This is a genomic window from Methyloversatilis sp. (assembly GCF_030696805.1).
In the GTDB taxonomy this organism is placed as follows: Bacteria; Pseudomonadota; Gammaproteobacteria; order Burkholderiales; family Rhodocyclaceae; genus Methyloversatilis.
Genome location: NZ_JAUYRO010000095.1, coordinates 52,835 through 74,187 on the forward strand (window position 1 = coordinate 52,835; position 21,353 = coordinate 74,187).

Here is a 21,353-nt window from a genome sequence, read left to right on the forward strand (position 1 = left end):
CGCCCCCGTCCCGGGACGGGGGCGCGCTGTTCTGGCCTGCCCCGGTAGTTGCTATCAGGGTTCGATGGCGATGCCGCGCAGCGGCTCGCCCTTGCCGACCTTGCCCAGACGCGTCGCCGCGCCGGTTTTCAGGTCGATCAGGTAGAACTGCGGCGTGGCGTCCTGCACCGTGCTGACCGCGGCGTAGGCGTCGTTGCTGACGTCGGCGATGTCGAAGTGCGCGTCGGCCAGCCCGGCAATGCCGAGCGCGCCGACCGTGAACAGCTTGCCGGTATTCGGTGACACCACCGGCTTCACGCCTTCCACCGAGCCCTGACGCACCAGCGCACCGGTGGCGGCGTCGATCGCGAAATTGGTCGTGAGCTTTTCGTCGTCCTGGTTGTACGTGTAGCCGGCGGCGACGATCTTCGGCGCCACCGCGGCGTTGATGTCGCCTTCCACATAGGTCAGCGGGCCGTCGGGCTGCAGGCCGGCGATGTCGGGTGCGGCGTCGACCAGTGCGCCAGTGTCGGGATGGGCGCGCAGGTTCTGCCGCGCGTCGGACACGATGCGGATGCGATCGGCCGCCGGATTGAAGTCGAAGCCGAAGCGCTGACCATTCAGCGGCGCGGCGAATTTCGCGCTGCCGACCGGCTTGAGCTGGCCCTGGACGACATCGACCGTGAAGATGCGGCCAGTGCTGCCGAGCGCAAACATGACACCCCGGGCGACCCGATAGTCGATGCCCAGCAACTGTTCGCCGTTGTCCAGCCCGGTCAGGGCGACATCCGACAGGAGCCTGCCCGGCTGGCCGGCATTGAAGCTGATCAGGTGGTGCGACTGGGTCACAGCAAATACGGTTTCCTTGCGCGGCGGGCCTTCGATGTCGGGTGTGCCGGCGCAGGCGGTGAGCAGGCAGACGGTCGAGGCAAGCGTCAGCAGCGGAAGACGGGCGGCGCTCTGCATGGAGATGTCCTTGATTGAATGAAGGGGGGGCTGACAGCCTCGCGCTTGCGGTTTGCTCACGTTTCCTGGCGCGCGGACAAGATCCATGGAGGGTTACGGTTGATTCGCTGCAGCCTTTAGCGCACTCATCAATTGCCTGTATGAACTTCATGCAACTGTCGCGATCGCGACGCGCAGTGACGTCAGGTTTGTCTGTTTCAGGCGCCCCGACGCCACCCCGGGCTGACGTCTGATGCGCGGTGGCATCCCTAAAGGGTGACGCCCTGCTGCCGTTAGCCGGAGCATCGACAGTTTGTGGGTAGCGGGATCGTGCGCGTCAAGGGAGTGCGGAAGCAGGCTTGCATGGCAGGACGGATGACGCGCGCGGCAGGGCTTTCCGCAGCGCTTCTGACGGGTGCTGCGCAGGCCGCAACCGTCACCTTCCAGACCAGTGAACCGTCGGGACGTGCGCTCGACAGCGTCGTGGTGACCCTGTTGCCGGTGGCCAGGGGCGCGTTGCCGCCGCCTCGTCCGGCCAGCATCGAACAGGTCAGGAAGACCTTCGTGCCCCTGGTCAGCGTGGTGCAGACCGGCGCCGCAGTCGAGTTTCCGAACAACGACACGGTGCGTCACCATGTGTATTCCTTTTCCGCGTCCAAGGTGTTCGAGTTGAAGCTGTACGCCGGCACACCCGCCCGCCCGGTGGTGTTCGACAAGCCGGGCGTCGTCGTGCTCGGCTGCAATATTCACGACCGGATGCTGGCTTACATCATGGTTGCAGACACCCCGTGGTTTGCCGTGTCGGGTGACGATGGCACGGCGAAGGTGGCCGACCTGCCGCCGGGTGACTATCTGCTGCAGGCCTGGCATCCGCGACGGCTCGGCATGCCGGACCTTCCGCCTCGTCCGATCAGGGTGAGTGCCGACATGACCGAGCCGGTGACGGTCGATCTGAAACCCTGAAACGATGCGAATGAACAGTCTCAAATGGCGCATTGCCACCTGTTGCGCACTGCTGCTGCTGGTGGTGCAGGCCGGCGGACTGCTGATGTTCGGCCAGCTCGGCCGCGCCAGCGCGCTCGACGATGTGCGTGCCGAACTGCAGACGGCCGATCGGGTCCTGTCCCGCCTGCTCGAACAGCGGGCCAGCCAGCTGACCCAGGCCGCCCGCGTGCTGGCCGCCGACTACGGCTTCCGTGAGGCGCTGACCAGTCGCGACAACGAAACGATCGTGTCGGCGCTCGGCAATCATGGCCAGCGGATCGAAGCCAGCCTGATGATGCTGCTCGGCCTCGACGAAAGCGTCACGGCGGTTTATCCGGACGAAGCGCAGGGCGTTGCGCCGCAACTGCACGGCCTGATCGAGAACGCACGCAATGGCGGATCGGGGAGCGGTCTGGTCATCATCGACGGCACGCTGTACCAGGTCGTGGTGGTGCCGGTACTCGCGCCGCTGCCGGTCGCCTATGTCGTGACCGCATTCATCGTCGATCAGCCGTTCGTGCAGGACCTCAAACGGGTGTCCGGCCTCGACCTGAGCTTCCTGAGCCGGACCGATGGCGGTGAATGGATGCTGGCGGCCAGTTCGCTCGCCGATACGCTGCAGCCGGGGCTGCTCGCGGCCTTCCGCAGCCATCGCGGGGCGCTGCCTGAAATGCTGCCACTCGATGGCACGGACTACGCAAGCCGGCCCAAGATCATCGAAGCGGGCACGCAGCAGCACATCACGGTCGTGCTGCAGCTGTCGCTCGATCGCGCGCTTGAACCGTGGCAGCGCCTGTACGACAACTGGCTGCAGCTGTCGCTGGCGGGCATGCTGTTTGCGCTGGTGGCCAGCGCGCTGCTCGGGCGATCGATCGCCTCGCCGGTGGCCCGGCTTGCGCAGTTCGCGCGCCGCGTCGGCAAGGGCGAGTACGGCGTGCCGCCGGTCATGGACCGGCGTGACGAGATCGGGCAGCTGGCCGATGCCTTCTCGCACATGACCGAAGCCATATCGACGCGCGAGGCGCGCATTTCCGAACTGGCCTACCGCGATACGCTGACCGGCCTGCCGAACCGCGCCTACTTCGTCGAGCGGCTGACCGATGGTGTCCGCGACGCCAAGGTGCGCGCTGGCGCACTGGCCGTGCTGACGCTCGACATGGACCGCTTCAAGATGGTGAATGACGCGCTGGGCCACGGCCTGGGCGACCTGCTGCTGGTCGAAGTGGGCAAGCGGTTGCGCGACACGCTGCGCGATGTGCGCGATCAGGTGGCGCGCCTGGGCGGTGACGAATTCGCCGTACTGCTGCCGGGCGCCGATGCGCAGAAGGCCTACGGCGTGGCGATGCGCATTGCCGAAGCCCTCGACCAGCCGATGAGCCTCGAAGGGCAGATGGTGGACGTCAGCGCCAGCATGGGCATTTCTTCGTTTCCGGAACACGGCGACGACGTGCAGGCGCTGCTGCGCCACGCCGACGTCGCCATGTATCAGGCGAAACGCCAGAACAGCGGCGCGGCCATCTATGACCCGCGCCACCATGAACGCAACGTGGAGCGGCTGTCGCTGCTGACCGAGCTCCGGGCGGCTGTCGAGCACGATGAACTGGTGTTGTATTACCAGCCCAAGGTCGCGCTGGTGCCGGGCCGCCAGCACCACGTCGAAGCGCTGGTGCGCTGGATCCATCCGACGCGCGGCTTCATTCCGCCGTTCGATTTCATCCCGTTCGCCGAGCAGACCGGCTACATCAAGGCGATCACGCTCTGGGTCATGAATGCCGCGATCCGCCAGTGCGGCCTGTGGCTGCGTGCCGGCATCGAAGTGAACGTGTCGGTGAACATTTCGGCGCGCGACCTGCTCAACCCCGACCTGCCCACCAGCTTCATCGGAATGCTTGAGCGCCATGGCTGCGAATCGCGCCTGATCACGCTGGAAATCACCGAAAGCGCGGTGCTCGACGATCCGCTGCGCGCGCTGGCCAATCTGCAGGCGCTGCGTGACACCGGCTGCCTGCTGTCGATCGACGACTACGGCACCGGCTATTCCTCGCTGTCCTACCTCAAGCAGATGCCGGTCAGCGAAATGAAGATCGACCGCAGCTTCGTGATGAACCTGGTCGAAAATCCGAACGACGAAATCATCGTACGTTCGACAATCGAACTGGCGCACAACATGGGTCTGAAAGTGACGGCCGAAGGCGTCGAGACCGAAGCCGTGCTGGAACGGCTGCGCGAACTCGGTTGCGATCTGGCCCAGGGCTACCTCATCAGCAAGCCGATTCCGGTGGAAGCGCTTGAAAAGTGGTTCCGGGAGTCGCACTGGGCGCTGACTTCGGTCGCCAAGCCGGGCACCTGCGCAGACAACGACGAGGTCGTTGCGCAACCTGAACACGCTGACGCTTTGTGACCTTCCGTGTGACGTTTTCGACAATGTGTGTCCGGGCCCGATACCTGCTTGCAGTTAAAGTGTCTCGAAACCATCGGAGCACTGAAACATGATCAAGCGCCAAGGTCCGCTGGAAGTCATCACGCGAAGACCGGCTGCGGCGACCCACGCAACACCCCTGCTGTTCGTCCACGGCGCCTACACGGCAGCCTGGTGCTGGGACGAGCATTTCCTGTCCTACTTCGCCGACGCCGGCTTCGAGGCGACCGCGTTGTCGCTGTCCGGCCATGGCGGCAGTCCGGGGCGCGAATTTCTCGATCTGCTGAGCCTCGACGACTACGTGCGCGACGTGCTCGAACTCATCGACGGCTCTGAAGTACCCCCCATCCTGATCGGACACTCGATGGGCGGCATGGTGGTACAGAAGTGTATGGAAGTGAGACAGGTGTCCGGTGCGGTACTGATGGCGTCGGTGCCGCCGCAGGGGCTCTGGGCGTCGGCGGTCGGCCTGGCGCTGCGCAGGCCCGACCTGATGTCGGAACTGAACAACCTGCTGAACGGCGGCGGCACGTCGCCCGAGGTGCTGCGCGAAGCCCTGTTCGCCCAGCCGGTGTCGATGGAGCGCCTGCAGCAGATGGCGCGTCGCGTGCAGCCGGAATCGGCGCGCGTGATCTGGGACATGACCCTGTTCGACCTGCCGCAGCCATCACGCATGCGGCGCGCGCCGCTGCTGGTGCTCGGCGCCGAGTACGATCCCATCATTCCGCCTTCGCTGACCGAAATGACCGCCCGTGCACTCGATGTCGAGGCGCGCATCTTCCCCGGCATGGGCCACGGCATGATGCTGGAAGCCGACTGGCGCAAAGTGGCCCAGTGCGTGCTCGACTGGCTGCCGGTCGCCTGCCGCAGTGCGCGCAGCCAGTCGCAGGGGGCAGGCGTCGTCTGAGCGTGTGTCGGGCGCCGAGTCAGCGCCCGGCCTTGCTTTCCAGATAGCCCAGGATGTCCTGGCGCCGCAGCTGGGGTTCGTCCCGCTGCGGCGTTGAACCCACGATCCGGTTCATCCAGGACATGTTGTCTTCCATGCGCTGCACGATGCGACGCCACTCCCGGGCGGGTCGGCTGGACGGTTCCGGCAGCACGTGGCACTGGTCGCAGGCGTCGCGGAAGCTGCGCCCGCGCGTGTCCAGGTCCGGATAGCGCGCCACATCAATCGGCTTCTGTGCATTACGTCTCAGGTAGCCGGTGAGCATGTGTACTTCTTCCTCGTCCGGCGCGCCGCCGCCGCCCATCATGTGTTTCATCAGCGCCCCGCGGTTTCCGCTGCCCCGCATGCGCAACACCATCCGGTCGACGATTTTCGGCCATTTGTCAGGGTGGTGCATCGCAGGGCTCGGCAGGTGGTGGCACTGAACGCAGTAGCGCGCCAACAACGACGCAGCGGGCGAATCCGGTTCGGGCAGCGCAGCGGCCGTCATTGTCGGCGGCAGGATGCGCGACAGCCAGCCTGCCTGCGGACCGGTCGACCAGCGCGCGAGCGCGGCATCAATGATCTGCTGATTCGCGCGGCTCGCTGCATCCGCGGCGGCGGCGGGTTGCGTACCGCACGGTGCGCACAGCGAAACAAGCAGGATGCAGCAACGGAACATGGCAGCGAGATGCACCGGTGGGGAGGAGGTCAGACCTCTTCAGCGTAGTTCAACGAGACGGCAGACAGAAGCCGCAAACATGTGTGCCACCGGCGATCGGAACCCTCAAGTCGCCGGGGCACGAGCCGATGGCAATGGACGGTGTGTTCAGGAAGAGAAACATGGACCTGTTTGATTTCATGACTGGAAAGTCGCTCGGCCGCCAGGATTACGGCGACGAAGTGCTCGACGCAGGCTGGCTGCCGCAGCCCGAAGCAGCGCTTGCCAGCCGCCGCCCATCGGTTGCGCGCTCGCACACTGCCGTGTCCGATCCCGATGCGTTCCTGCGCGATATCTATCGTTTGCAGGAATAAATCGTCGTAATGCCGGCCCGGGCTGCTGCGCGAGGGTGTGCAGTGGCAGCAGCTTGGGTAAGATCGCAAACATGCCTTGCGATACTTTTTTTAACGTTCCACGCCAACAGCTTCACCCTCCACCGCTGAACGCACGAGGCGTCGCGCATGGCTGATGCGCCGCGCAAGGTGGGGCGCTATGCGCTCGGGCGAGAAATCGGCCGCGGCGAACGCGGCGCTGTATTCGAAGCGACCGAAGCGGGCAGCGGTCGTCTGGTCGCGCTGAAAACCTTCCGTACCGATCTTGCCGATGACGTGCCGGCTTACGTCCGCGCGCTCGGCGCCCGTCTGCTGCACGCCTCACAGCTCAATCATCCGTGCATCGTGCGCATCATCGAACAGGGCGTCAGTGCCGGCGACGGTACGCCCTGGGTTGCCATGGACCGCGTGGATGCACGTTCGCTGCGGCAGCTGCTCGACGCACTTCCGCGCCTGTCTTTCGAATGGGTATGCAGCATCGGTCTGCAGACTGCCGACGCGCTGGCGCATGCCCACACCAACGGCGTCACGCATGGCGGCCTGACGGCATCCAACCTTCTGGTTGACGGCGCCGGCCATGTGTCGGTGACCGACTTTGCGCTGCCCGCCCCGGCCCCGGATGCCTTGCCGGCGATGCCGCAGTATCTTTCACCCGAACAGGTTCAGGGGCTTGCCCCCGACGCGCGCTCCGACGTGTTTTCGCTCGGTGCGCTGCTGTTCGAAATGCTGGCCGGCCGGCCGCCTTTCGGCTCGCCGCTGACCGGCACCTTGTCCAGCGTGCTGGAAAACATCGCTCACGTACCCACGCCCACGCCGAGCGCGATCGACCCGGATGTACCGCCCGAACTTGATCTGCTGGTGATGAAGGCGCTTGCGAAATCGCCCGTCGACCGTTTCCAGACGGCCGCCGAGCTGGCCGATGCGCTGCGCTGGATCCGGTTCAAACCGGTTGCTGCAACGGTGCTGAAAGTGGCTGAACCGCCGCCACGTGCGATGGAAAGTCCGGAGTTGGTGGACGGTCCGGAAAGCCTGCGTCGCGGTCAGTCGCAGAAACCCGGTCTGCCGGTCGACGACGTGCTGGCCGCGCTGGCGGCTGACATCGATGCGTTTTCGGCCCGTGGCACCGCGCCGCCCTCGATCGGCGTGGTGTCCGACGGCACCGCGCAGAGCCGCCTGAAGCCGCTGCGCGAGGCGGCGACACAGGGGCCGGCTTTCCCCACGCTGCACGACGAGCCGGAAGTCGCTGCGGGTGCAGCGGTGCCCGCAGCATCGAACGGCGCGGCGCCGGGTGCGCCGGCAGCCGCCGCGTCGTCGCTGCTGGCCGATCTTGCCAGCGAGGCACAGCGCATCCGCACGCACAACGCGCAGATGCAGCGCGGCGAGCGGGCGGTGCGCACCGAAGCGGAACAGGCGCTCGCCGCCCGCCTTGTGCTGGTGCGCGACTACCTGACGCAGCTTGCGGGCCAACTCAATGTGATCAAACCGCAGGTCGCGCGAGACTATCCGCTGCTCGGTCTGGGTGTGCTGCGCGGATTGGCCTGGCAGGCGTCCGACGTCAACACCCGCAATCGCGGTCCGGAGGCGCCCGATCAGCTGGCTCGCGTGTCGCTGGCCTGGCTGCTGCGCGGCCAGGCCCTGATGCGCTGCGAGCGCGAGCCGCAGGCGGCGAGCGCGCTGCGCGTGGCGCTGCGCGAACACGGCCTGCGCTTTGAGGAACAGGCCTTGCGTGACGAACAGAATCGCCTGCGTGCCCAAGTATTCGATGTTGCGCCCGAAGTGCGCGGCCGGGTCGAACTGAACGCCGATTTCACCCGGCTGACGCTGCGCCTGACCTTGCAGAATGTCGAACGTTTCGGCATCGTCGATTACCAGCCGCCCGCAGAAGACAACGGGACCGAATGGCTGGACGAACTGGCAAAGCTGATGCTCGGTCAACCGAGTCGCTTCGCCACGCTTGCCCGGCTGATCGTTCCGACACCGCAGTAGTGGCACGGTTGATGCATCGGATGACGCACCGACCGTGCGCCTGCGGACCCGACTCAACTTCCCGGTGCGCGCGACGTTAGACCTTCAGGTGGGTGCAGCAACATCGGGAGACGAATCATGCGAGGGGCTGAGATGCAAGGGGCTGAGTTTCAGATTCCACTGGCCGAATGCCGCGAAATCTACAGCGTTGGCGCGGTCGACCGGGCGATGGAATCGGGTGCCACATCACGCAACGAGTCGCTGGTGGCGTACTACGAAAAGATGAAGCAGTTGGGTGGCGTGCGCTACGTCGTCAAGCCTTCGTCATTCGACGGGCTCGATCCGCTGTACGCCCGCTGTCCGAATTTCGCACCCGTGCTGGACGATCTCAAACGCTATCTCGCGCTGGCGGTAGCCGGCAACGAGCCGATGCATTTCACGCCCATCCTGCTGCTCGGCGAGCCGGGCATCGGCAAGACCCACTTCGCGAAGCAACTTGCCAATGTGCTGGGTACAGGCTTCGAGTTCGTCTCGATGTCGTCGCTGACTGCTGGCTGGATACTGAGCGGCACCTCGTCGCAGTGGTCGCACGCGCGGCCGGGCAAGGTCGCACAGGCGCTGGTGTCCGGCGACTACGCCAATCCGCTGCTGGTGCTCGACGAGGTCGACAAGGCCGGTGGCGACCCGCGCTATGACCCGATGGGTGCGCTGTATGGCTTGCTGGAGCAGGACACCGCGCGCCAGTTCAAGGACGAATTCATCGAGGTCGACATGGATGCCAGCCACATCATGTGGGTGTCCACGGCGAATGACGAGCGTTCGATTCCCGACCCTATCCTGAGTCGCATGAATGTGTACACCGTTCCGCGGCCGGATCACGATCAGGCCTGTGCGATAGCGCGTACGTTGTATGGCGAGATTCTTGCCGTACATCACTGGGGCTTCGACGAAGACGCGCCGGAAGACGTCATCGACGGTCTGGCCCGTGTGCCGCCGCGCGACATGCGCAAGGTGCTGATGGCGGCCTTCGGCAATGCCAAGCTGGAACGGCGCGACCACCTGCTGCCGGCCGATCTGGACGCCGGCCGCGCGACCCGGCAGAAGAAGATAGGGTTCTAGCGCACACGTGCTCTGGTACGCTCCGGTCGCATGAACCACCCGAGTCTTCCAGCGCTGAACGACGCTCCTTCGATCGCTGCCCCATCGTGTGAAGTGCCTTCATCTTCAGCCGTATGGCGGCCGATGATAGGCCCGGCTGCCAGCCGCGATCTGTGCACCGACTGCGGCATTTCGCGCAGCAGCGAAGACAAGCGCTGCGGCCGAGCCTGCCAGTTCATCAAGCCGGATTACCCCGAACTTGAAACGCGCGTACATGGCCGCGCACGCGACCCGCGGCGACCGGACGAAATGCATTTCGGGCCGCATCGCCGCATGCTGCGTGCCGCACTCAAGCCGGCCAGAGCCGATGCCCAATGGACCGGCATCACCACCCGCATCGCCGAACGGCTGCTGGAAACCGGCGCCGTCGACGCCGTGCTGACGATGGCGCCCGACCCGGACGATCGCTGGCGCCCGGTGCCGGTGCTGGTGACGCGATCGGAAGGCATGGCGCAGTGCCGCGGCATGCGCATGGGCTATGCGCCGCTGCTTGCGCTGCTCGAACCGGCGCGCGCGCAGGGCTACCGGCGGCTCGCGGTGATCGGAATTCCGTGTCAGGTCTATGCGCTGCGCGCACTCGAAGCCGAACTGGGTTTCGACAGGCTATACGTGATCGGCACGCCCTGCTCGGACAACACCACCACCGAGCGCTTCCACGAGTTCCTCGAACTGCTGGCGCGGGAAACCGATGTTGCCGCCGACGACATCACCTATCTCGAATTCCGCGCCGACTATCACGTCGAGCTGCGCTACCGCGATGGCACGAAGCGCGCCATTCCCTTTCTGATGCTGCCGCTGTCGCAATTGCCGAACGACTTCTTTCCGCTGACCTGTCGCACCTGTGTCGATTACACCAATGTGCTGGCCGACATCACGGTCGGCTACATGGGTGGCGAGGGCGAACAGTGGCTGCTGGTGCGCAACGAGCGCGGCGAAGAACTGCTTGCGCTGCTGGGCGACGAAGTGGTGACGCGTGCGCCGGGCAGTGCGGGCAAGCGGCAGGGGCCGGTGAAAGGCTTCCTCGCCAATGTGGAGCGCGCCGCGGGCGGGCTGCCGCTGCGCCGCATGCCGCAATGGCTGCGCCCCATCGTGGGCTGGTTGATGCCGCGTGTCGGGCCGAAGGGGCTGGAATTTGCGCGTGCCCGGGTCGAAATGAAGGCGGTCGAAACCGTCATCCACCTGCGGCGCGAAATGCCGCAGCGTCTCAAGAGCATGGTGCCGGCGCACATCTGGAAGCTGGTTGCGCCGTATGCGCTGACGCCGGTGCCAACCGAATTGCCGGCCGAGCGGGACACCCGCGCGCCGCGAGAGGGTGATGCCGGCTGATCAGTGCAACTTCATCGGGTCGACCAGGAAGGTGCGGCTGCCGCGCGTCAGATCGAGCTCACCCCGCATCAGGCAGCCGGATTCAAGATCGATGTCATTGGCGACCCAGGTTTCGCGCTCTTTCGACACCAGATAGATCAGCACGACATCGCGCGTGACCGGCGGCTGATCGGGTTCGTCGTCGTCGAATTCGGCCAGCCGCAACAGGCAGCTCAGGCCGACCACATCGATGTCCGGTTGAGCGACCGTTTCCTGCACGAAGCGGGTCACGGCGAGTTCGTCCAGAAAGTCGACGTGGGCAAGCGCCGCACTGCGGATGCGGCCGTGCTCAATGTGCGCCATCAGCGCGGTGGGACGAGGTGGGTCGCCGCGCGCAAGCAATGCGTCGGCGTGATCCTGGCAGGCGCGCAACACGGCGCTAAAACACGCTTCCTCCATTGGCAGCATGATTGTCTCCTCCACAGAAGTGGGTTGCGTCCATGTGCGCGCCTGTTGGAGAGACTAGACGTGTGTCTGCGGAATGTCTTGACGCACTGCCATGGCGGCAGTGCACCAAATGACCGGGCTTTCAGTCTGTTTTCGATAGCGGATCGCCGACGGTCGGGCGTTGCGAGAAGTCGTGCAGTGCACTGTCGGCTGCGATCGGCGCAATCAAACATTCATCAACGCGCGCTCCGGCCGGGCCCCGTTCGGCCCAGGCAACCAGCGCATCGAGGGCCGCCGGCACACCGCAGGCGAATGCCTCGACCGATCCGTCGCGCCGGTTGCGCACCCAGCCGGTCACGCCGAGCCGGCGCGCTTCGTTGATCATGGCATAGCGGAAACCCACGCCCTGCACCCGCCCGCGGACGGCGAAGTGAAGCGCCTCGATCTCCGAATCGGCCATCGACCTACTTGACCCGCATGCCCGGCGCCGCACCGCTGTCCGGCGACAGGATGAACAGGCCCGGTACTTCACCCGTATCGTCGGACGCCGCCAGCACCATGCCCTCAGACAGGCCGAACTTCATCTTGCGCGGTGCGAGATTGGCCACCATGACAGTCAGCCGGCCGACCAGCAGTGCCGGGTCATAGGCCGACTTGATGCCCGCGAACACCTGACGCGGGCGCTCTTCGCCGATGTCGAGCTGCAGGCGCAGCAGCTTGTCCGCGCCTTCGACATGGTTGGCCGCGACGATCTTTGCGATGCGCAGTTCGACCTTCGAGAAGTCGTCGATGGAGATGAAGCTCCCCTCTCCCGCATCTGCGGGAGAGGGGCCGGGGGTGAGGGCAGATGCGTTCGTCACCGCGCGCCAGATCGATTCCAGCACGCCTTCGGTCTGATCAATCACCTCGTTGTTCCAGTAGCGGAGCACGCGAATGCCCTGCTCCGCGAGCATGCGGTCGCGTTCGCGATCCTTCAGTGCGGCGTCGGCGTGCTGACCGCCGTCGAGTTCGACGGCGATTTTCTGTTCTGCGGCATAGAAATCGAGGATGGCCTTCGCGCCACCGCCAAGATCGAACGGGTGCTGGCGGCGGAACTTCGCGTTGCCGATCTGGCGATCGCGCAGCAAGGACCAGATCAGTGCTTCGGCATCGGTCTGTCCGGCGCGCAGCTTGCGGGCCAGTTCGACCAGCGACGCGGGGGCGGATGCCGCCTTGCCCTCACCCGTCCGCGCTGGCGCGCGGCCACCCTCTCCCGCTGATGCGGGCGAGGGATTCGACGCGTCGCGGGTTTTGGCGGAATCGCCTGGCAACTGCTTTGCAGCGCTGTGGCTTTTCGCTCCCTCTCCCGCATCAGCGGGAAAGGGGTTCGAGGTGCCCTTGCTTTTCACGCCCTCTCCCGCATCAGCGGGAGAGGGCTGGGGTGAGGGCAGCAGGCTTTCCTTGTTGGCGTCGACCAGCGCGATCACCTGTTTCGGGTCGATGCGGGTCATCAGGTGCTTGTAGTCGTTGATGGTGTGGCCGGCGGCGAGCGTGGCGTCGAAGTCGTCCCAGCACACCGGCGCGATGTTCAGGAAGCGCTCGACCTCGGCAGCCAGATGCGGCAGCACCGGCTTGAGCAGTACGGTGAGCTGGCGGAACAGTTCCAGCGCGGTGCTGCAAACCGACTGCAGCTTTTCGTCCTGACCGTCCTGCTTGGCCAGCACCCAGGGTGCATGGTCATTGACGAACACGTTGGCCTGGTCGGCACAGGCCATGACCTCGCGCAGTGCGCGGGCATAGTCGCGCGACTCGTAGGCGTCACGGATCGATACTTCATGCCAGTGAAATGGCACGGTCGGCGCCGACAACTTGCCCGCAAAGCGCTTCGTGATGAAGCCCGCGCAGCGGCTGGCGATGTTGATGTACTTGCCGACCAGATCGGAATTCACCCGCGCGACGAAGTCGTCGAGGTTGAGATCGATGTCTTCCATCGAACCGTTCAGCTTGGCCGCGTAGTAGTAGCGCAGCCATTCCGGGTTCAGGCCGAGATCGAGATAGCTTTGCGCGGTGATGAAGGTGCCGCGGCTCTTGCTCATCTTTTCGCCATTGACCGTCAGGAAGCCGTGCGCGTTGATCTGGGTCGGCGTGCGGTAGCCGGAGTGCTCCAGCATGGCCGGCCAGAACAGGGCGTGGAAGTACAGGATGTCCTTGCCGATGAAGTGCACCATTTCGGTGCCGGCGGCCCGTGCCCCGGCGGCATCGAGAAAGTCGGCTTCGTCGATGGCATGGCCGAGCGCCGCCTGCTTCTGCACGTAATTGCGGAAGCTGCCGAAGTAGCCGACCGGTGCGTCCAGCCAGACGTAGAAGAACTTGTTGTCGGTGCCCGGGATGCGGAAGCCGAAGTAGGGCGCGTCGCGCGAAATGTCCCAGTCGGACAGGCGGTTGTCGCCCGGATCGCCCAGCCATTCCTTCATCTTGTTGGCGGCTTCCGGCTGCAGCCGGTTCGAGCCCTGCGTGAAATCGCGCAGGAACTGTTCGCACTGCGGCGCCGACAGGCGGAAGAAGTGATGTTCGCTGGCGCGCCGCTCGGGCGCGGCACCGGACACCACCGAATATGCATTCTTCAGTTCGGTCGGCGCATAGGTGGCACCGCACACTTCGCACGAGTCGCCGTACTGGTCCTTCGCGCCGCACTTCGGGCACTCGCCCTTGATGAAGCGGTCGGGCAGGAACATTTCCTTCACCGGGTCGTAGAACTGCTCGACCGAGCGCTGCGCGATCAGGTCGGCCGCCTTCAGCTTGCCGTAGATGTCTTCGCAGAAGGCGCGGTTCTCGTCGGAATCGGTCTGGTGGTAATTGTCGAAGCTGACCAGGAAGCCACCGAGTTCGCCCCGGCCCTGTTTCCATGTGGCCTGCACGTCGAGCCCGCCGAAGAAGTCGCGTGCATGTTCGTGCAGCACGCGTTCGACCAGCTCGCGCGGTGTGATGCCTTCCTTCTCTGCACGCAGCATGATGGGCGTGCCGTGCTGGTCGTCGGCGCCGACGTAATGCACCTCGTGGCCGCGCATGCGCTGGAAGCGCACCCAGATGTCGGTCTGGATGTATTCGACCAGATGACCGAGATGGATGGCGCCATTGGCGTAGGGAAGGGCACTGGTGACGAGCAGGCGGCGGCGGGACATGGCGGGCGGCGGGGTGGTAGCCAGAGCAGGAAAGCCCGCAATTCTACTGCCCGCGAACGGGCTTCCGGGATACGGAGCGCGATGATCGGTTAAACTGGAGTAAATCAATCAGGTATTGCCTGCAGCGGCGCCGCATGACGCGGCCCGGCGGGCACACCGCGTTTCGGAGTTCATATGTCCATCAGCGAAGCCCAGGTCCAGAGTGCGCTCAAGGAACTGATCGATCCCAATACCGGCAAGGATTTCATTACCACGCGCAGCGCGCGGAACATCCGCGTCGATGGCATCGACGTGTCGGTCGACATCGAACTGGGCTATCCGGCGAAGAGCCAGATGGATCACCTGCGCCGGATGGCCATCGCCGTGCTGCGCGCGATTCCGGGCGTCGGCAATGTCAGCGTCAGCATGACGCAGAAGATCGTGTCGCACACGGTGCAGCGCGGCGTGAAGCTGCTGCCAGGTGTGAAGAACATCATCGCCGTGGCGTCCGGCAAGGGCGGCGTCGGCAAGAGCACCACCGCGGTGAACCTTGCTCTGGCGCTGGCCGCCGAGGGGGCGACGGTCGGTCTGCTCGACGCCGACATCTACGGCCCGTCGCAGCCGCAGATGCTGGGCATCACCGGCCGGCCGGATTCGCCGGACGGCAAGTCGCTGTCGCCGATGATGGCCTACGGCATCCAGGCGATGTCGATCGGCTTCCTGATCGACGTCGAAACGCCGATGGTTTGGCGCGGCCCGATGGTGACCTCGGCGCTGGAGCAGTTGCTGACCGAAACCCGCTGGGAGGATGTCGATTACCTGGTCATCGACATGCCGCCGGGCACCGGCGACATCCAGCTTACGCTGGCGCAGAAGGTGCCGGTGACCGGCGCCGTCATCATCACGACGCCGCAGGACATCGCGCTGCTGGATGCACGCAAGGGACTGAAGATGTTCGAGAAGGTGGGCATCCCCATCCTCGGCATCGTGGAAAACATGAGCATCCACACCTGTTCGAAGTGCGGCCACGAAGAGCACATTTTCGGCGAGGGTGGCGGCGCGCGCATGGCGGCCGACTACGGCCTCGAAGTGCTGGGTTCGCTGCCGCTGGCGATGCAGATCCGCGAACAGGCCGATTCCGGCAAGCCGACCGTGGTGTCCGACCCGGACGGGCGCGTGGCCGAAATCTATCGCGACATCGCGCGCAAGGTGGCGGTGAAGATCGCCGACAAGGGCAAGGACATGAGTGCCAAGTTCCCCAGCATCGTGGTGCAGAACACCTGATTGCCAGACCCACCCGGAGGCAAACCGTCATGAAGCCGAACGCACTGTTGATCGCTGCATCGTGTTGCTTGCTTGCCACGGCAGTTCATGCCGCCGATCCGGCCAAGGGCGGCGAACTGGTGGTCGAGGCGCGGTGCGAAAGCTGCCACGCGGACAAGCTGGGCGGAGACGGTTCGCAGATCTATCTGCGCAAGGACCGGCGGGTGAACACGCTGGCCCAGCTCGCGACCCAGGTCAGCGTGTGCAATTCGCAGCTCAACACCGGCTGGTTCCCGGAAGACGAGGCGCATGTTGCGGCCTATCTGAACCAGCGTTACTACAAGTTCAGATAAGGCACATTCAGCAGGTTCGCCAGGCGGGCGCGTCCGATTGGCGCGTCCGTCTGGAACGTCAACTCGCCGACCGGCGGCAGAAGCAATAGACGAACTGCTGCATCACGCCGGTTGGCGTGCGATGGGCTTCGCGACTGTGCTCCAGCAGTTCGAAGCGTGCCCCGAATTGAGCATGCAGCGCGTTCGCACCATAGCGCACCACCGGCAGGCCGCTGCAGCGATCCGGGCCGTCTTCCGCGAAGGCGGCCACGATCACGTAGCCGTTCGGCTTTACCGCCCGCAGCACCGTCGCCACATAGGCATCCCGCTGTGCCGGATCGGTCAGGAAATGGAATACCGCGCGGTCGTGCCACAGGTCGAAGCGCCTCGGCGGCAGTTCGACTTCGGTGATGTCGGCCTCGATCCACGTCACCCCGGCCGCCGCGCCGCCCAGACGAGCCTGCGCCGCGTGCAACGCAGCGGCCGACAGGTCGAGCACGCTGAGGTCGGTATGGCCGCGCGCCAGCAGATCATCGACCAGCGTCGAGGCGCCACCGCCGACATCAATGATGGCGGCCTCACGACCCAGTCCGGCACGTTTGATCAGGTCGAGCGAATGCTGCGCGTGCGGCTGGAACCAGCTCACGCTGTCCGGCGCCTTGCGGGCATAGACCTCTTCCCAGTGGTGCTTCTTGCCGTCGTTCATCGCGCGGCCGCCTTGACGCCCGCCGCGATGGCGTCATCAAGATAGCCGCCATAGAAGTCGGCCTTGCCGGCTCCGACCAGCGGTGAGGCGACCTGTCTGCCGTCGGCATCCAGAAACAGCACGGTCGGCGCGAACTGCACCTTCATGCGTTTCGCGAACGCGGCCTGCGTCGTCTTGCTGCCGTCGAAGTCGGTCAGCTTGCGCGCGCTGTTCAGATCGACTTCGCGGATCACCAGCCGGCCGCGCTGGGCGGCATCGCGTGCCAGCGGCGCCAGATAGTGGCTGCGCACCTCTTCGCAGTAGTGGCAGCCGGGCAGCGAAAACAGCACGACGACCACGACGCCCGGGTTGGCGGCGTCACGCACATCCTTCACCGCGTTGGTCATCGTCGGCAGCGCCGGTCCGGCGGTACGCGCCGGCGCGGCGAACAACGCCGGACTCAGCAGCAGCGCCATCAGGGCGACGAGTGTGCGCCAGGTCATTTGTCGAGCGCCTCCTGCTCCATGCGCAGATAGGTGCCGTAGGCATTGACGCGATTGGCGGCGTCGAACGCCGGCATTTTTTCCCAGCGGCGCCAGTCGGTGCGCGCATAGGCCTCGTCGAACGGCATGAAATCGGTGACAGCCCGCCCCATTTCCGAGCGCAGATAGGTCAGGTAGTCACGCGTCAAACCGAGGTCGCGCGCCGGGTCGGTCGAGGCCGGACCGTGGCCGGTGACCAGCGTGCCGGGTTTGAGCGCAAGCAGACGGTCCATCGTGGTCAGCCAGCGCTTGCTGTCGGCATCACCGACAAAGGGGATGCGGCCGATGAACAGGATGTCGCCGGAGTAGATCACCCCGTCTTCGCGCACCACGACCACCATGTCGTCCGGTGCGTGCGCCGGGCCCATGTGGATCATTTCGAAACCGATGTCGCCCATGCGGAAGCTGGAATCGCCCTCCAGCCAGAGGTCGGCGGCGATCAGCCGCGTCTTGCCGTCGACCCACGGATCGAGATCGCGCCGCCGCTGTTCGAGGCGGGCACGGCCTTCCTCGCCTTCGATGTATTCGCGACCGGCGCGGTGCGCCCACACTTCGGCACCGACTGCCTTGAATGCCTGCAGCCCGTAGAAGTGGTCGGCGTGGTAGTGAGTGATCAGCACGCGGCGGATCGGCTGGTCGGTCACGCGGCGGATGGCGGCGATCAGCGCCTCACCCAGTGTGGGGGTGCCGAGCGCATCGATCACGACCACGCCGTCGCCGGTGACGACGAAGCCCGCGTTGGAGTTGTAGCCAGCGTTGGCCAGACTGGCCGGGCCGGCTTCACCCTGTACATACCAGCTGTGGGCGCCGACCTGTATCGGCTTGAGCGCCGGGTGAACAAGCGGCGCCTCGCCCGCCATCGCGCAGTGCGCAAGGAGAACCGCGCATGTCGCGAGAAGTGTCCCCATCGACGGACGACGCAGAAGCGGCATGTCAGGCCATGCCCGGGTTGCCGGCCACGCCCTGCAGTTCGGGCAGGTTCAGCTTGACCGGCTTGACGGTTTTCACATCGCGCAGATAGCGCGCCATCAGATCCCAGATCGGTTCGCCGCCGGCGTTCTTCGCTTCTTCCGATACCGGCGCCCAGCCCGCGACGCGATAGGTCTTCGACGCCTCGAGCGGCTTGCCGGCGAGCGACATCGCGGTGATGCGGCTGCCCATCTTTGCGGTCGGGTCGCAGCGGTACTGCAGCCCGCCGACGCGCACCATGTCACCGCCCTGCTGGTAGTAGGGGTCGGGGTTGAACAGGTTGTCGCACACGTCTTCGAGCACCGTCTTGATGAATTCGCCGGTCATCGGCGTCAGCGTCGTGTACGGATAGGTGATGGCGGTCTGGTCGAGCAGGTTTTCCATCGTGATGGTGTCGCCCGGCAGCAGGCTGGTGCCCCAGCGGAAGCCGGGCGAAAACGCGATTTCTGCATCCTTCATCTTCATCAGTCCGTCAAGGATGAGCTGGTCGAAGCTGCCGTTGAAGTTGCCGCGGCGGTACAGCAGGCCTTCGGTCACCGCGAGCTTCTCGCCCAGTTTCGCTTCGTGCGGCCCACGCATCTTCGCGATCAGCGAAGCCATGTCGGCGTCGGGCTGGATCAGGTTGGAAAACACCGGCAGCAGGTGGTAGCGGAAGTCCGACACCTTGCCGCCCTTCACGTCGAAATCGAGCACGCCGAGGAACTTGCCGTTCGAGCCTGCGTTGGTGACCAGCGTCTGTCCGCCGCCGTTCTTGACGATGACCGGCGCCGGCACGCCGTCGTGCGTGTGACCGCCGAGGATGGCGTCGACGCCGCGCACCCGGGACGCCATCTTGATGTCGACATCCATGCCGTTGTGCGACAGCACGACCACCACCTGTGCGCCCTTGGCACGTGCGGCTTCGACGTGTTCCTGAAGGCTTTCGTCGTTGATGCCGAAGCTCCAGTCCGGCGTGAAGTAGCGCGGATTGGCGATCGGCGTGTACGGGAAGGCCTGGCCAATGATGGCCACCGGCACGCCGTTGATCGGCTTGATGACGAAGGGCGGGAACACCTGGTCGCCGAAGTCGGTGGTTTTCACGTTCTGCGCGACGAAATCGATCTTGCCGGCGAAGTCGCCGTCGACGATCTGCTTCACCCGTTCGGCGCCGTAGGTGAATTCCCAGTGGCCGGTCATGACATCGACGCCGAGCAGCTTGCCGGCGTCGACCATGTCCTGCCCCTTGGTCCACAGCGACAGCCCGGAACCCTGCCAGGTGTCGCCGCCGTCGAGCAGCAGCGCGCCCGGCCGACTCGCCTTCATGCGCTTGACCAGCGTGGCCAGGTGGGCGAAGCCGCCGACCTTGCCATAGGTTTTCGCCGCCTGCGAAAAGTCGAGGTAGGTGAAGGCGTGTGCCTCGGCGCTGCCCGGCGCGATGCCGAACTGCTTCAGCAGCTTCTCGCCGACCAGATGCGGGGGCCGACCCAGCATGTCGCCGATGCCCAGATTCACGTCCGGCTCGCGGAAGTGGATGGGCATCAGCTGCGCGTGGCAGTCGGTGAAATGCAGCAGGCTCACGTTGCCGAAACGCGGCAGTTCGTACATCTGCCCGGCCGCGCTGGCGGCTTGGGCGAAGTTGCCATGCAGGGCCATGCCACCGGCGCTGGCCGCCGCCAGCACCTGCATGAATTCGCGGCGGTTCATGCTCATCGCGCCATCACTCCGCATTGACCGGCGATTTCGGATCGAGCAGCAGGGCCACGATGTGGCGGATCTGCTTTTCGTCGAGGATGCCGTGCGTGCCGAAACGGGGCATGTTGGTGCAGGCGCTGTAGGCGTTCGGATTCCAGATCTTGGCCCACACATACTTCTGCGTGGTTTCCGTGTTGCCGTGAACCTTGCCGTACTGGTACAGGCTTGGGCCGATGGTGCCGTACGAAATTTCCTTCTTCGTGATGCGGTGGCAGTTGTAGCAATTGCCACCATTGGCATCGTCGGCCTTGTCGGTCCAGGTCAGACCACGACCACTCTGCGCGATCTTTTCGCCTTCCTTCCAGTCACCGATGTATTTGCCGTCGGACGGCCATTTCACGTCGGCCAGCGCGGACGCCTGGAATCGCTCGCGCAGGTCGTCATTGAGGCTGTGCCCGAATTTCGAGCAGGCGACCATGATTTCGTCCTGCGTCAGGCGATCGGTCTTGACGATGCCTTGTTCGCGGAAGGATGCGGCCATGACGGCCGCGGCGTCCTTGTCGTAGTCGGCCGAGGTGACTCGGGACGCGCCGGTGCCGGCGCAGCCCGCGACGGTGGCCAGCGCTGCCAGCACGGCGAGCGCGACTGCGCCCTGACGGATGCGGATATTCATCGTGCTCTCCTTAACGCTTGATGGCCGGGGCGATGCTTTCGACCGTGCCGTTGGCGGTCACGCCCAGATAGCTCGACAGGGCGATGGTCACGTCCGATCCGTACAGCGGATACGGGAAACGTTGCTGGCGGAAGCAGTCGTTGAGCCGGCGCTGCATGCTCCACAGCTCGCCCGACGACACACGGTAGGCTGGCCATGAACCGAAACCGCGCGCGGCGTCCGGGCCCTTGGTCAGGTTGGGCAGATCCTGCAGGCGGATGCGCTTGCCGTCTTCGCCGTGGCAGGTGACGCAGCCGAAGTCATGCGTGCCGCCGCGGTAGTTGAAGGCGCGCTTGCCGATTTCGTACATGCGCTTCTCTTCCGGATGCGCCATCGGTAGGTTGAACTTCATGCCGCGCGATTCGGCCGATATCCACGCGACCAGCGCCTCGATGTTTTTCTGTTCACCCTTGCCGAACGGCGTTTTCGCGACCTCGTCAGCCGGAATGCCCTGCAGTGTTTCCATGCAGGTCAACAGGCGGGATTCCAGATCCTGCACGCGGCCGGTATCGGCGAAATGGCGCGGCAGCGTGACGAAGGCACCCTTGACGACGCCCGGCCCCTGCCCGAGGTCGCATTTTTCCAGTGTCGCTTTCTTCGGGCCGCGCGCCTCCTTCCACAACTCCTCGCCGCGCATTTCCCACAACTCGGCCGGATTGCCCTCGGCCAGCGCCTCGCGGTACTTGGCAATGCCCTCGGCGGTGGCGTCTGCCAGCACCGGCGTGGCAAACATGAACGCCGACGCGACAACGCACGCAGCGTATGTGCTGTTTGTTTTCATGATCTCTTCCTCCAGTCCTTGACGGGATGTCCTGGCTGATGACGGGACCGGCCTGCTTCGGGTCGATCCTCGGTACGA

At 65.3% G+C, this 21,353-nt stretch carries 20 protein-coding genes; 9 read left to right on the plus strand and 11 right to left on the minus strand.

The window, feature by feature from the left end; translation table 11 throughout:
• Positions 1-54: 54 nt before the first annotated feature.
• Positions 55-945, minus strand: a complete 891-nt coding sequence (locus tag Q8R75_RS15385; protein WP_305614233.1) for a DUF4394 domain-containing protein — start codon at positions 943-945, stop codon at positions 55-57.
• Between the two features lie 342 nt (positions 946-1,287).
• On the opposite strand from Q8R75_RS15385, the gene Q8R75_RS15390 reads away from it, so the two are divergent.
• The 3 genes from Q8R75_RS15390 (at position 1,288) to Q8R75_RS15400 (ending at position 5,234) form a co-directional block, all read left to right on the plus strand.
• Positions 1,288-1,887, plus strand: a complete 600-nt coding sequence (locus tag Q8R75_RS15390; protein WP_305614232.1) for a methylamine utilization protein — start codon at positions 1,288-1,290, stop codon at positions 1,885-1,887.
• A 10-nt stretch (positions 1,888-1,897) separates the two neighbouring features.
• Positions 1,898-4,309, plus strand: a complete 2,412-nt coding sequence (locus Q8R75_RS15395) for an EAL domain-containing protein (protein WP_305614231.1) — start codon at positions 1,898-1,900, stop codon at positions 4,307-4,309.
• 88 nt (positions 4,310-4,397) lie between these two features.
• The gene (locus Q8R75_RS15400) at positions 4,398-5,234 is read left to right on the plus strand and encodes an alpha/beta fold hydrolase (RefSeq protein ID WP_305614230.1); all 837 of its coding nucleotides are present in this window, start codon (positions 4,398-4,400) and stop codon (positions 5,232-5,234) included.
• A 19-nt stretch (positions 5,235-5,253) separates the two neighbouring features.
• Here Q8R75_RS15400 and Q8R75_RS15405 read toward each other — a convergent pair whose 3' ends face one another.
• Positions 5,254-5,934, minus strand: coding sequence for a hypothetical protein (locus Q8R75_RS15405; protein ID WP_305614229.1), 681 nt, complete (start codon positions 5,932-5,934; stop codon positions 5,254-5,256).
• A 134-nt stretch (positions 5,935-6,068) separates the two neighbouring features.
• Between Q8R75_RS15405 and Q8R75_RS15410 the strand changes: the two genes are divergently transcribed.
• The 4 genes from Q8R75_RS15410 to Q8R75_RS15425 all read left to right on the plus strand — a co-directional run bounded on the left by Q8R75_RS15410 (position 6,069) and on the right by Q8R75_RS15425 (position 10,754).
• Entirely contained in the window at positions 6,069-6,287 is a 219-nt protein-coding gene (locus tag Q8R75_RS15410) for a hypothetical protein (RefSeq protein WP_305614228.1), read from the plus strand.
• 147 nt (positions 6,288-6,434) lie between these two features.
• Positions 6,435-8,291, plus strand: a complete 1,857-nt coding sequence (locus Q8R75_RS15415) for a serine/threonine-protein kinase (RefSeq protein WP_305614227.1) — start codon at positions 6,435-6,437, stop codon at positions 8,289-8,291.
• A gap of 117 nt (positions 8,292-8,408) precedes the next feature.
• On the plus strand, positions 8,409-9,389 hold the full coding sequence (locus tag Q8R75_RS15420) for an AAA family ATPase (RefSeq protein ID WP_305614226.1): 981 nt from the start codon (positions 8,409-8,411) through the stop codon (positions 9,387-9,389).
• Positions 9,390-9,512: 123 nt separating this feature from the next.
• The gene (locus tag Q8R75_RS15425) at positions 9,513-10,754 is read left to right on the plus strand and encodes a Coenzyme F420 hydrogenase/dehydrogenase, beta subunit C-terminal domain (RefSeq protein ID WP_305614225.1); all 1,242 of its coding nucleotides are present in this window, start codon (positions 9,513-9,515) and stop codon (positions 10,752-10,754) included.
• Here Q8R75_RS15425 and Q8R75_RS15430 read toward each other — a convergent pair whose 3' ends face one another.
• From Q8R75_RS15430 to metG, 3 genes are all read right to left on the minus strand, one after another.
• Positions 10,755-11,201 carry a hypothetical protein gene (locus Q8R75_RS15430; RefSeq protein ID WP_305614224.1) on the minus strand — a complete coding sequence of 149 codons (447 nt, stop codon included), beginning with the start codon at positions 11,199-11,201 and terminating at the stop codon, positions 10,755-10,757.
• Positions 11,202-11,322: 121 nt separating this feature from the next.
• The gene (locus Q8R75_RS15435; protein WP_305614223.1) at positions 11,323-11,640 is read right to left on the minus strand and encodes an acylphosphatase; all 318 of its coding nucleotides are present in this window, start codon (positions 11,638-11,640) and stop codon (positions 11,323-11,325) included.
• 4 nt (positions 11,641-11,644) lie between these two features.
• Positions 11,645-14,341: a methionine--tRNA ligase gene (gene metG / locus Q8R75_RS15440; RefSeq protein ID WP_305614222.1), complete on the minus strand. Its 2,697-nt coding sequence runs from the start codon at positions 14,339-14,341 to the stop codon at positions 11,645-11,647.
• Positions 14,342-14,515: 174 nt separating this feature from the next.
• Here metG and apbC point away from each other — a divergent pair, with 174 nt between their 5' ends.
• Together apbC and Q8R75_RS15450 are read left to right on the plus strand one after the other, a co-directional pair.
• Positions 14,516-15,604: an iron-sulfur cluster carrier protein ApbC gene (gene apbC / locus Q8R75_RS15445; protein WP_305663791.1), complete on the plus strand. Its 1,089-nt coding sequence runs from the start codon at positions 14,516-14,518 to the stop codon at positions 15,602-15,604.
• 29 nt (positions 15,605-15,633) lie between these two features.
• Positions 15,634-15,936, plus strand: a complete 303-nt coding sequence (locus Q8R75_RS15450; RefSeq protein WP_305614220.1) for a hypothetical protein — start codon at positions 15,634-15,636, stop codon at positions 15,934-15,936.
• A gap of 58 nt (positions 15,937-15,994) precedes the next feature.
• Here Q8R75_RS15450 and Q8R75_RS15455 read toward each other — a convergent pair whose 3' ends face one another.
• The 6 genes from Q8R75_RS15455 to soxA all read right to left on the minus strand — a co-directional run bounded on the left by Q8R75_RS15455 (position 15,995) and on the right by soxA (position 21,275).
• Positions 15,995-16,621: a class I SAM-dependent methyltransferase gene (locus tag Q8R75_RS15455; protein ID WP_305614219.1), complete on the minus strand. Its 627-nt coding sequence runs from the start codon at positions 16,619-16,621 to the stop codon at positions 15,995-15,997.
• A complete protein-coding gene (locus Q8R75_RS15460) occupies positions 16,618-17,103 on the minus strand; it encodes a thioredoxin fold domain-containing protein (RefSeq protein WP_305614218.1) in 486 nt (161 codons plus the stop codon). The genes Q8R75_RS15455 and Q8R75_RS15460 overlap by 4 nt, the downstream gene beginning before the upstream one ends.
• On the minus strand, positions 17,100-18,002 hold the full coding sequence (locus Q8R75_RS15465) for an MBL fold metallo-hydrolase (protein WP_305614217.1): 903 nt from the start codon (positions 18,000-18,002) through the stop codon (positions 17,100-17,102). Before Q8R75_RS15465 ends, Q8R75_RS15460 begins: the two co-directional genes overlap by 4 nt.
• A gap of 73 nt (positions 18,003-18,075) precedes the next feature.
• Positions 18,076-19,800 carry a thiosulfohydrolase SoxB gene (gene soxB / locus Q8R75_RS15470; protein ID WP_305614216.1) on the minus strand — a complete coding sequence of 575 codons (1,725 nt, stop codon included), beginning with the start codon at positions 19,798-19,800 and terminating at the stop codon, positions 18,076-18,078.
• A 7-nt stretch (positions 19,801-19,807) separates the two neighbouring features.
• Positions 19,808-20,455, minus strand: coding sequence for a sulfur oxidation c-type cytochrome SoxX (soxX, locus tag Q8R75_RS15475; protein WP_305614215.1), 648 nt, complete (start codon positions 20,453-20,455; stop codon positions 19,808-19,810).
• A gap of 10 nt (positions 20,456-20,465) precedes the next feature.
• Positions 20,466-21,275, minus strand: coding sequence for a sulfur oxidation c-type cytochrome SoxA (gene soxA, locus Q8R75_RS15480; RefSeq protein ID WP_305614214.1), 810 nt, complete (start codon positions 21,273-21,275; stop codon positions 20,466-20,468).
• Between the last annotated feature and the right edge of the window lie 78 nt (positions 21,276-21,353).

Excerpts from the sequence above, each read along its gene's own strand:
- Q8R75_RS15385 (WP_305614233.1), bottom strand. The coding sequence starts at position 945 with ATGCAGAGCGCCGCCCGTCTTCCGCTGCTGACGCTTGCCTCGACCGTC.
- Q8R75_RS15390 (WP_305614232.1), top strand. The coding sequence starts at position 1,288 with ATGGCAGGACGGATGACGCGCGCGGCAGGGCTTTCCGCAGCGCTTCTG.
- Q8R75_RS15395 (WP_305614231.1), top strand. The coding sequence starts at position 1,898 with ATGAACAGTCTCAAATGGCGCATTGCCACCTGTTGCGCACTGCTGCTG.
- Q8R75_RS15400 (WP_305614230.1), top strand. The coding sequence starts at position 4,398 with ATGATCAAGCGCCAAGGTCCGCTGGAAGTCATCACGCGAAGACCGGCT.
- Q8R75_RS15405 (WP_305614229.1), bottom strand. The coding sequence starts at position 5,934 with ATGTTCCGTTGCTGCATCCTGCTTGTTTCGCTGTGCGCACCGTGCGGT.
- Q8R75_RS15410 (WP_305614228.1), top strand. The coding sequence starts at position 6,069 with ATGGACGGTGTGTTCAGGAAGAGAAACATGGACCTGTTTGATTTCATG.
- Q8R75_RS15415 (WP_305614227.1), top strand. The coding sequence starts at position 6,435 with ATGGCTGATGCGCCGCGCAAGGTGGGGCGCTATGCGCTCGGGCGAGAA.
- Q8R75_RS15420 (WP_305614226.1), top strand. The coding sequence starts at position 8,409 with ATGCGAGGGGCTGAGATGCAAGGGGCTGAGTTTCAGATTCCACTGGCC.
- Q8R75_RS15425 (WP_305614225.1), top strand. The coding sequence starts at position 9,513 with ATGATAGGCCCGGCTGCCAGCCGCGATCTGTGCACCGACTGCGGCATT.
- Q8R75_RS15430 (WP_305614224.1), bottom strand. The coding sequence starts at position 11,201 with ATGCTGCCAATGGAGGAAGCGTGTTTTAGCGCCGTGTTGCGCGCCTGC.
- Q8R75_RS15435 (WP_305614223.1), bottom strand. The coding sequence starts at position 11,640 with ATGGCCGATTCGGAGATCGAGGCGCTTCACTTCGCCGTCCGCGGGCGG.
- metG (WP_305614222.1), bottom strand. The coding sequence starts at position 14,341 with ATGTCCCGCCGCCGCCTGCTCGTCACCAGTGCCCTTCCCTACGCCAAT.
- apbC (WP_305663791.1), top strand. The coding sequence starts at position 14,516 with ATGTCCATCAGCGAAGCCCAGGTCCAGAGTGCGCTCAAGGAACTGATC.
- Q8R75_RS15450 (WP_305614220.1), top strand. The coding sequence starts at position 15,634 with ATGAAGCCGAACGCACTGTTGATCGCTGCATCGTGTTGCTTGCTTGCC.
- Q8R75_RS15455 (WP_305614219.1), bottom strand. The coding sequence starts at position 16,621 with ATGAACGACGGCAAGAAGCACCACTGGGAAGAGGTCTATGCCCGCAAG.
- Q8R75_RS15460 (WP_305614218.1), bottom strand. The coding sequence starts at position 17,103 with ATGACCTGGCGCACACTCGTCGCCCTGATGGCGCTGCTGCTGAGTCCG.
- Q8R75_RS15465 (WP_305614217.1), bottom strand. The coding sequence starts at position 18,002 with ATGGCGGGCGAGGCGCCGCTTGTTCACCCGGCGCTCAAGCCGATACAG.
- soxB (WP_305614216.1), bottom strand. The coding sequence starts at position 19,800 with ATGAGCATGAACCGCCGCGAATTCATGCAGGTGCTGGCGGCGGCCAGC.
- soxX (WP_305614215.1), bottom strand. The coding sequence starts at position 20,455 with ATGAATATCCGCATCCGTCAGGGCGCAGTCGCGCTCGCCGTGCTGGCA.
- soxA (WP_305614214.1), bottom strand. The coding sequence starts at position 21,275 with ATGAAAACAAACAGCACATACGCTGCGTGCGTTGTCGCGTCGGCGTTC.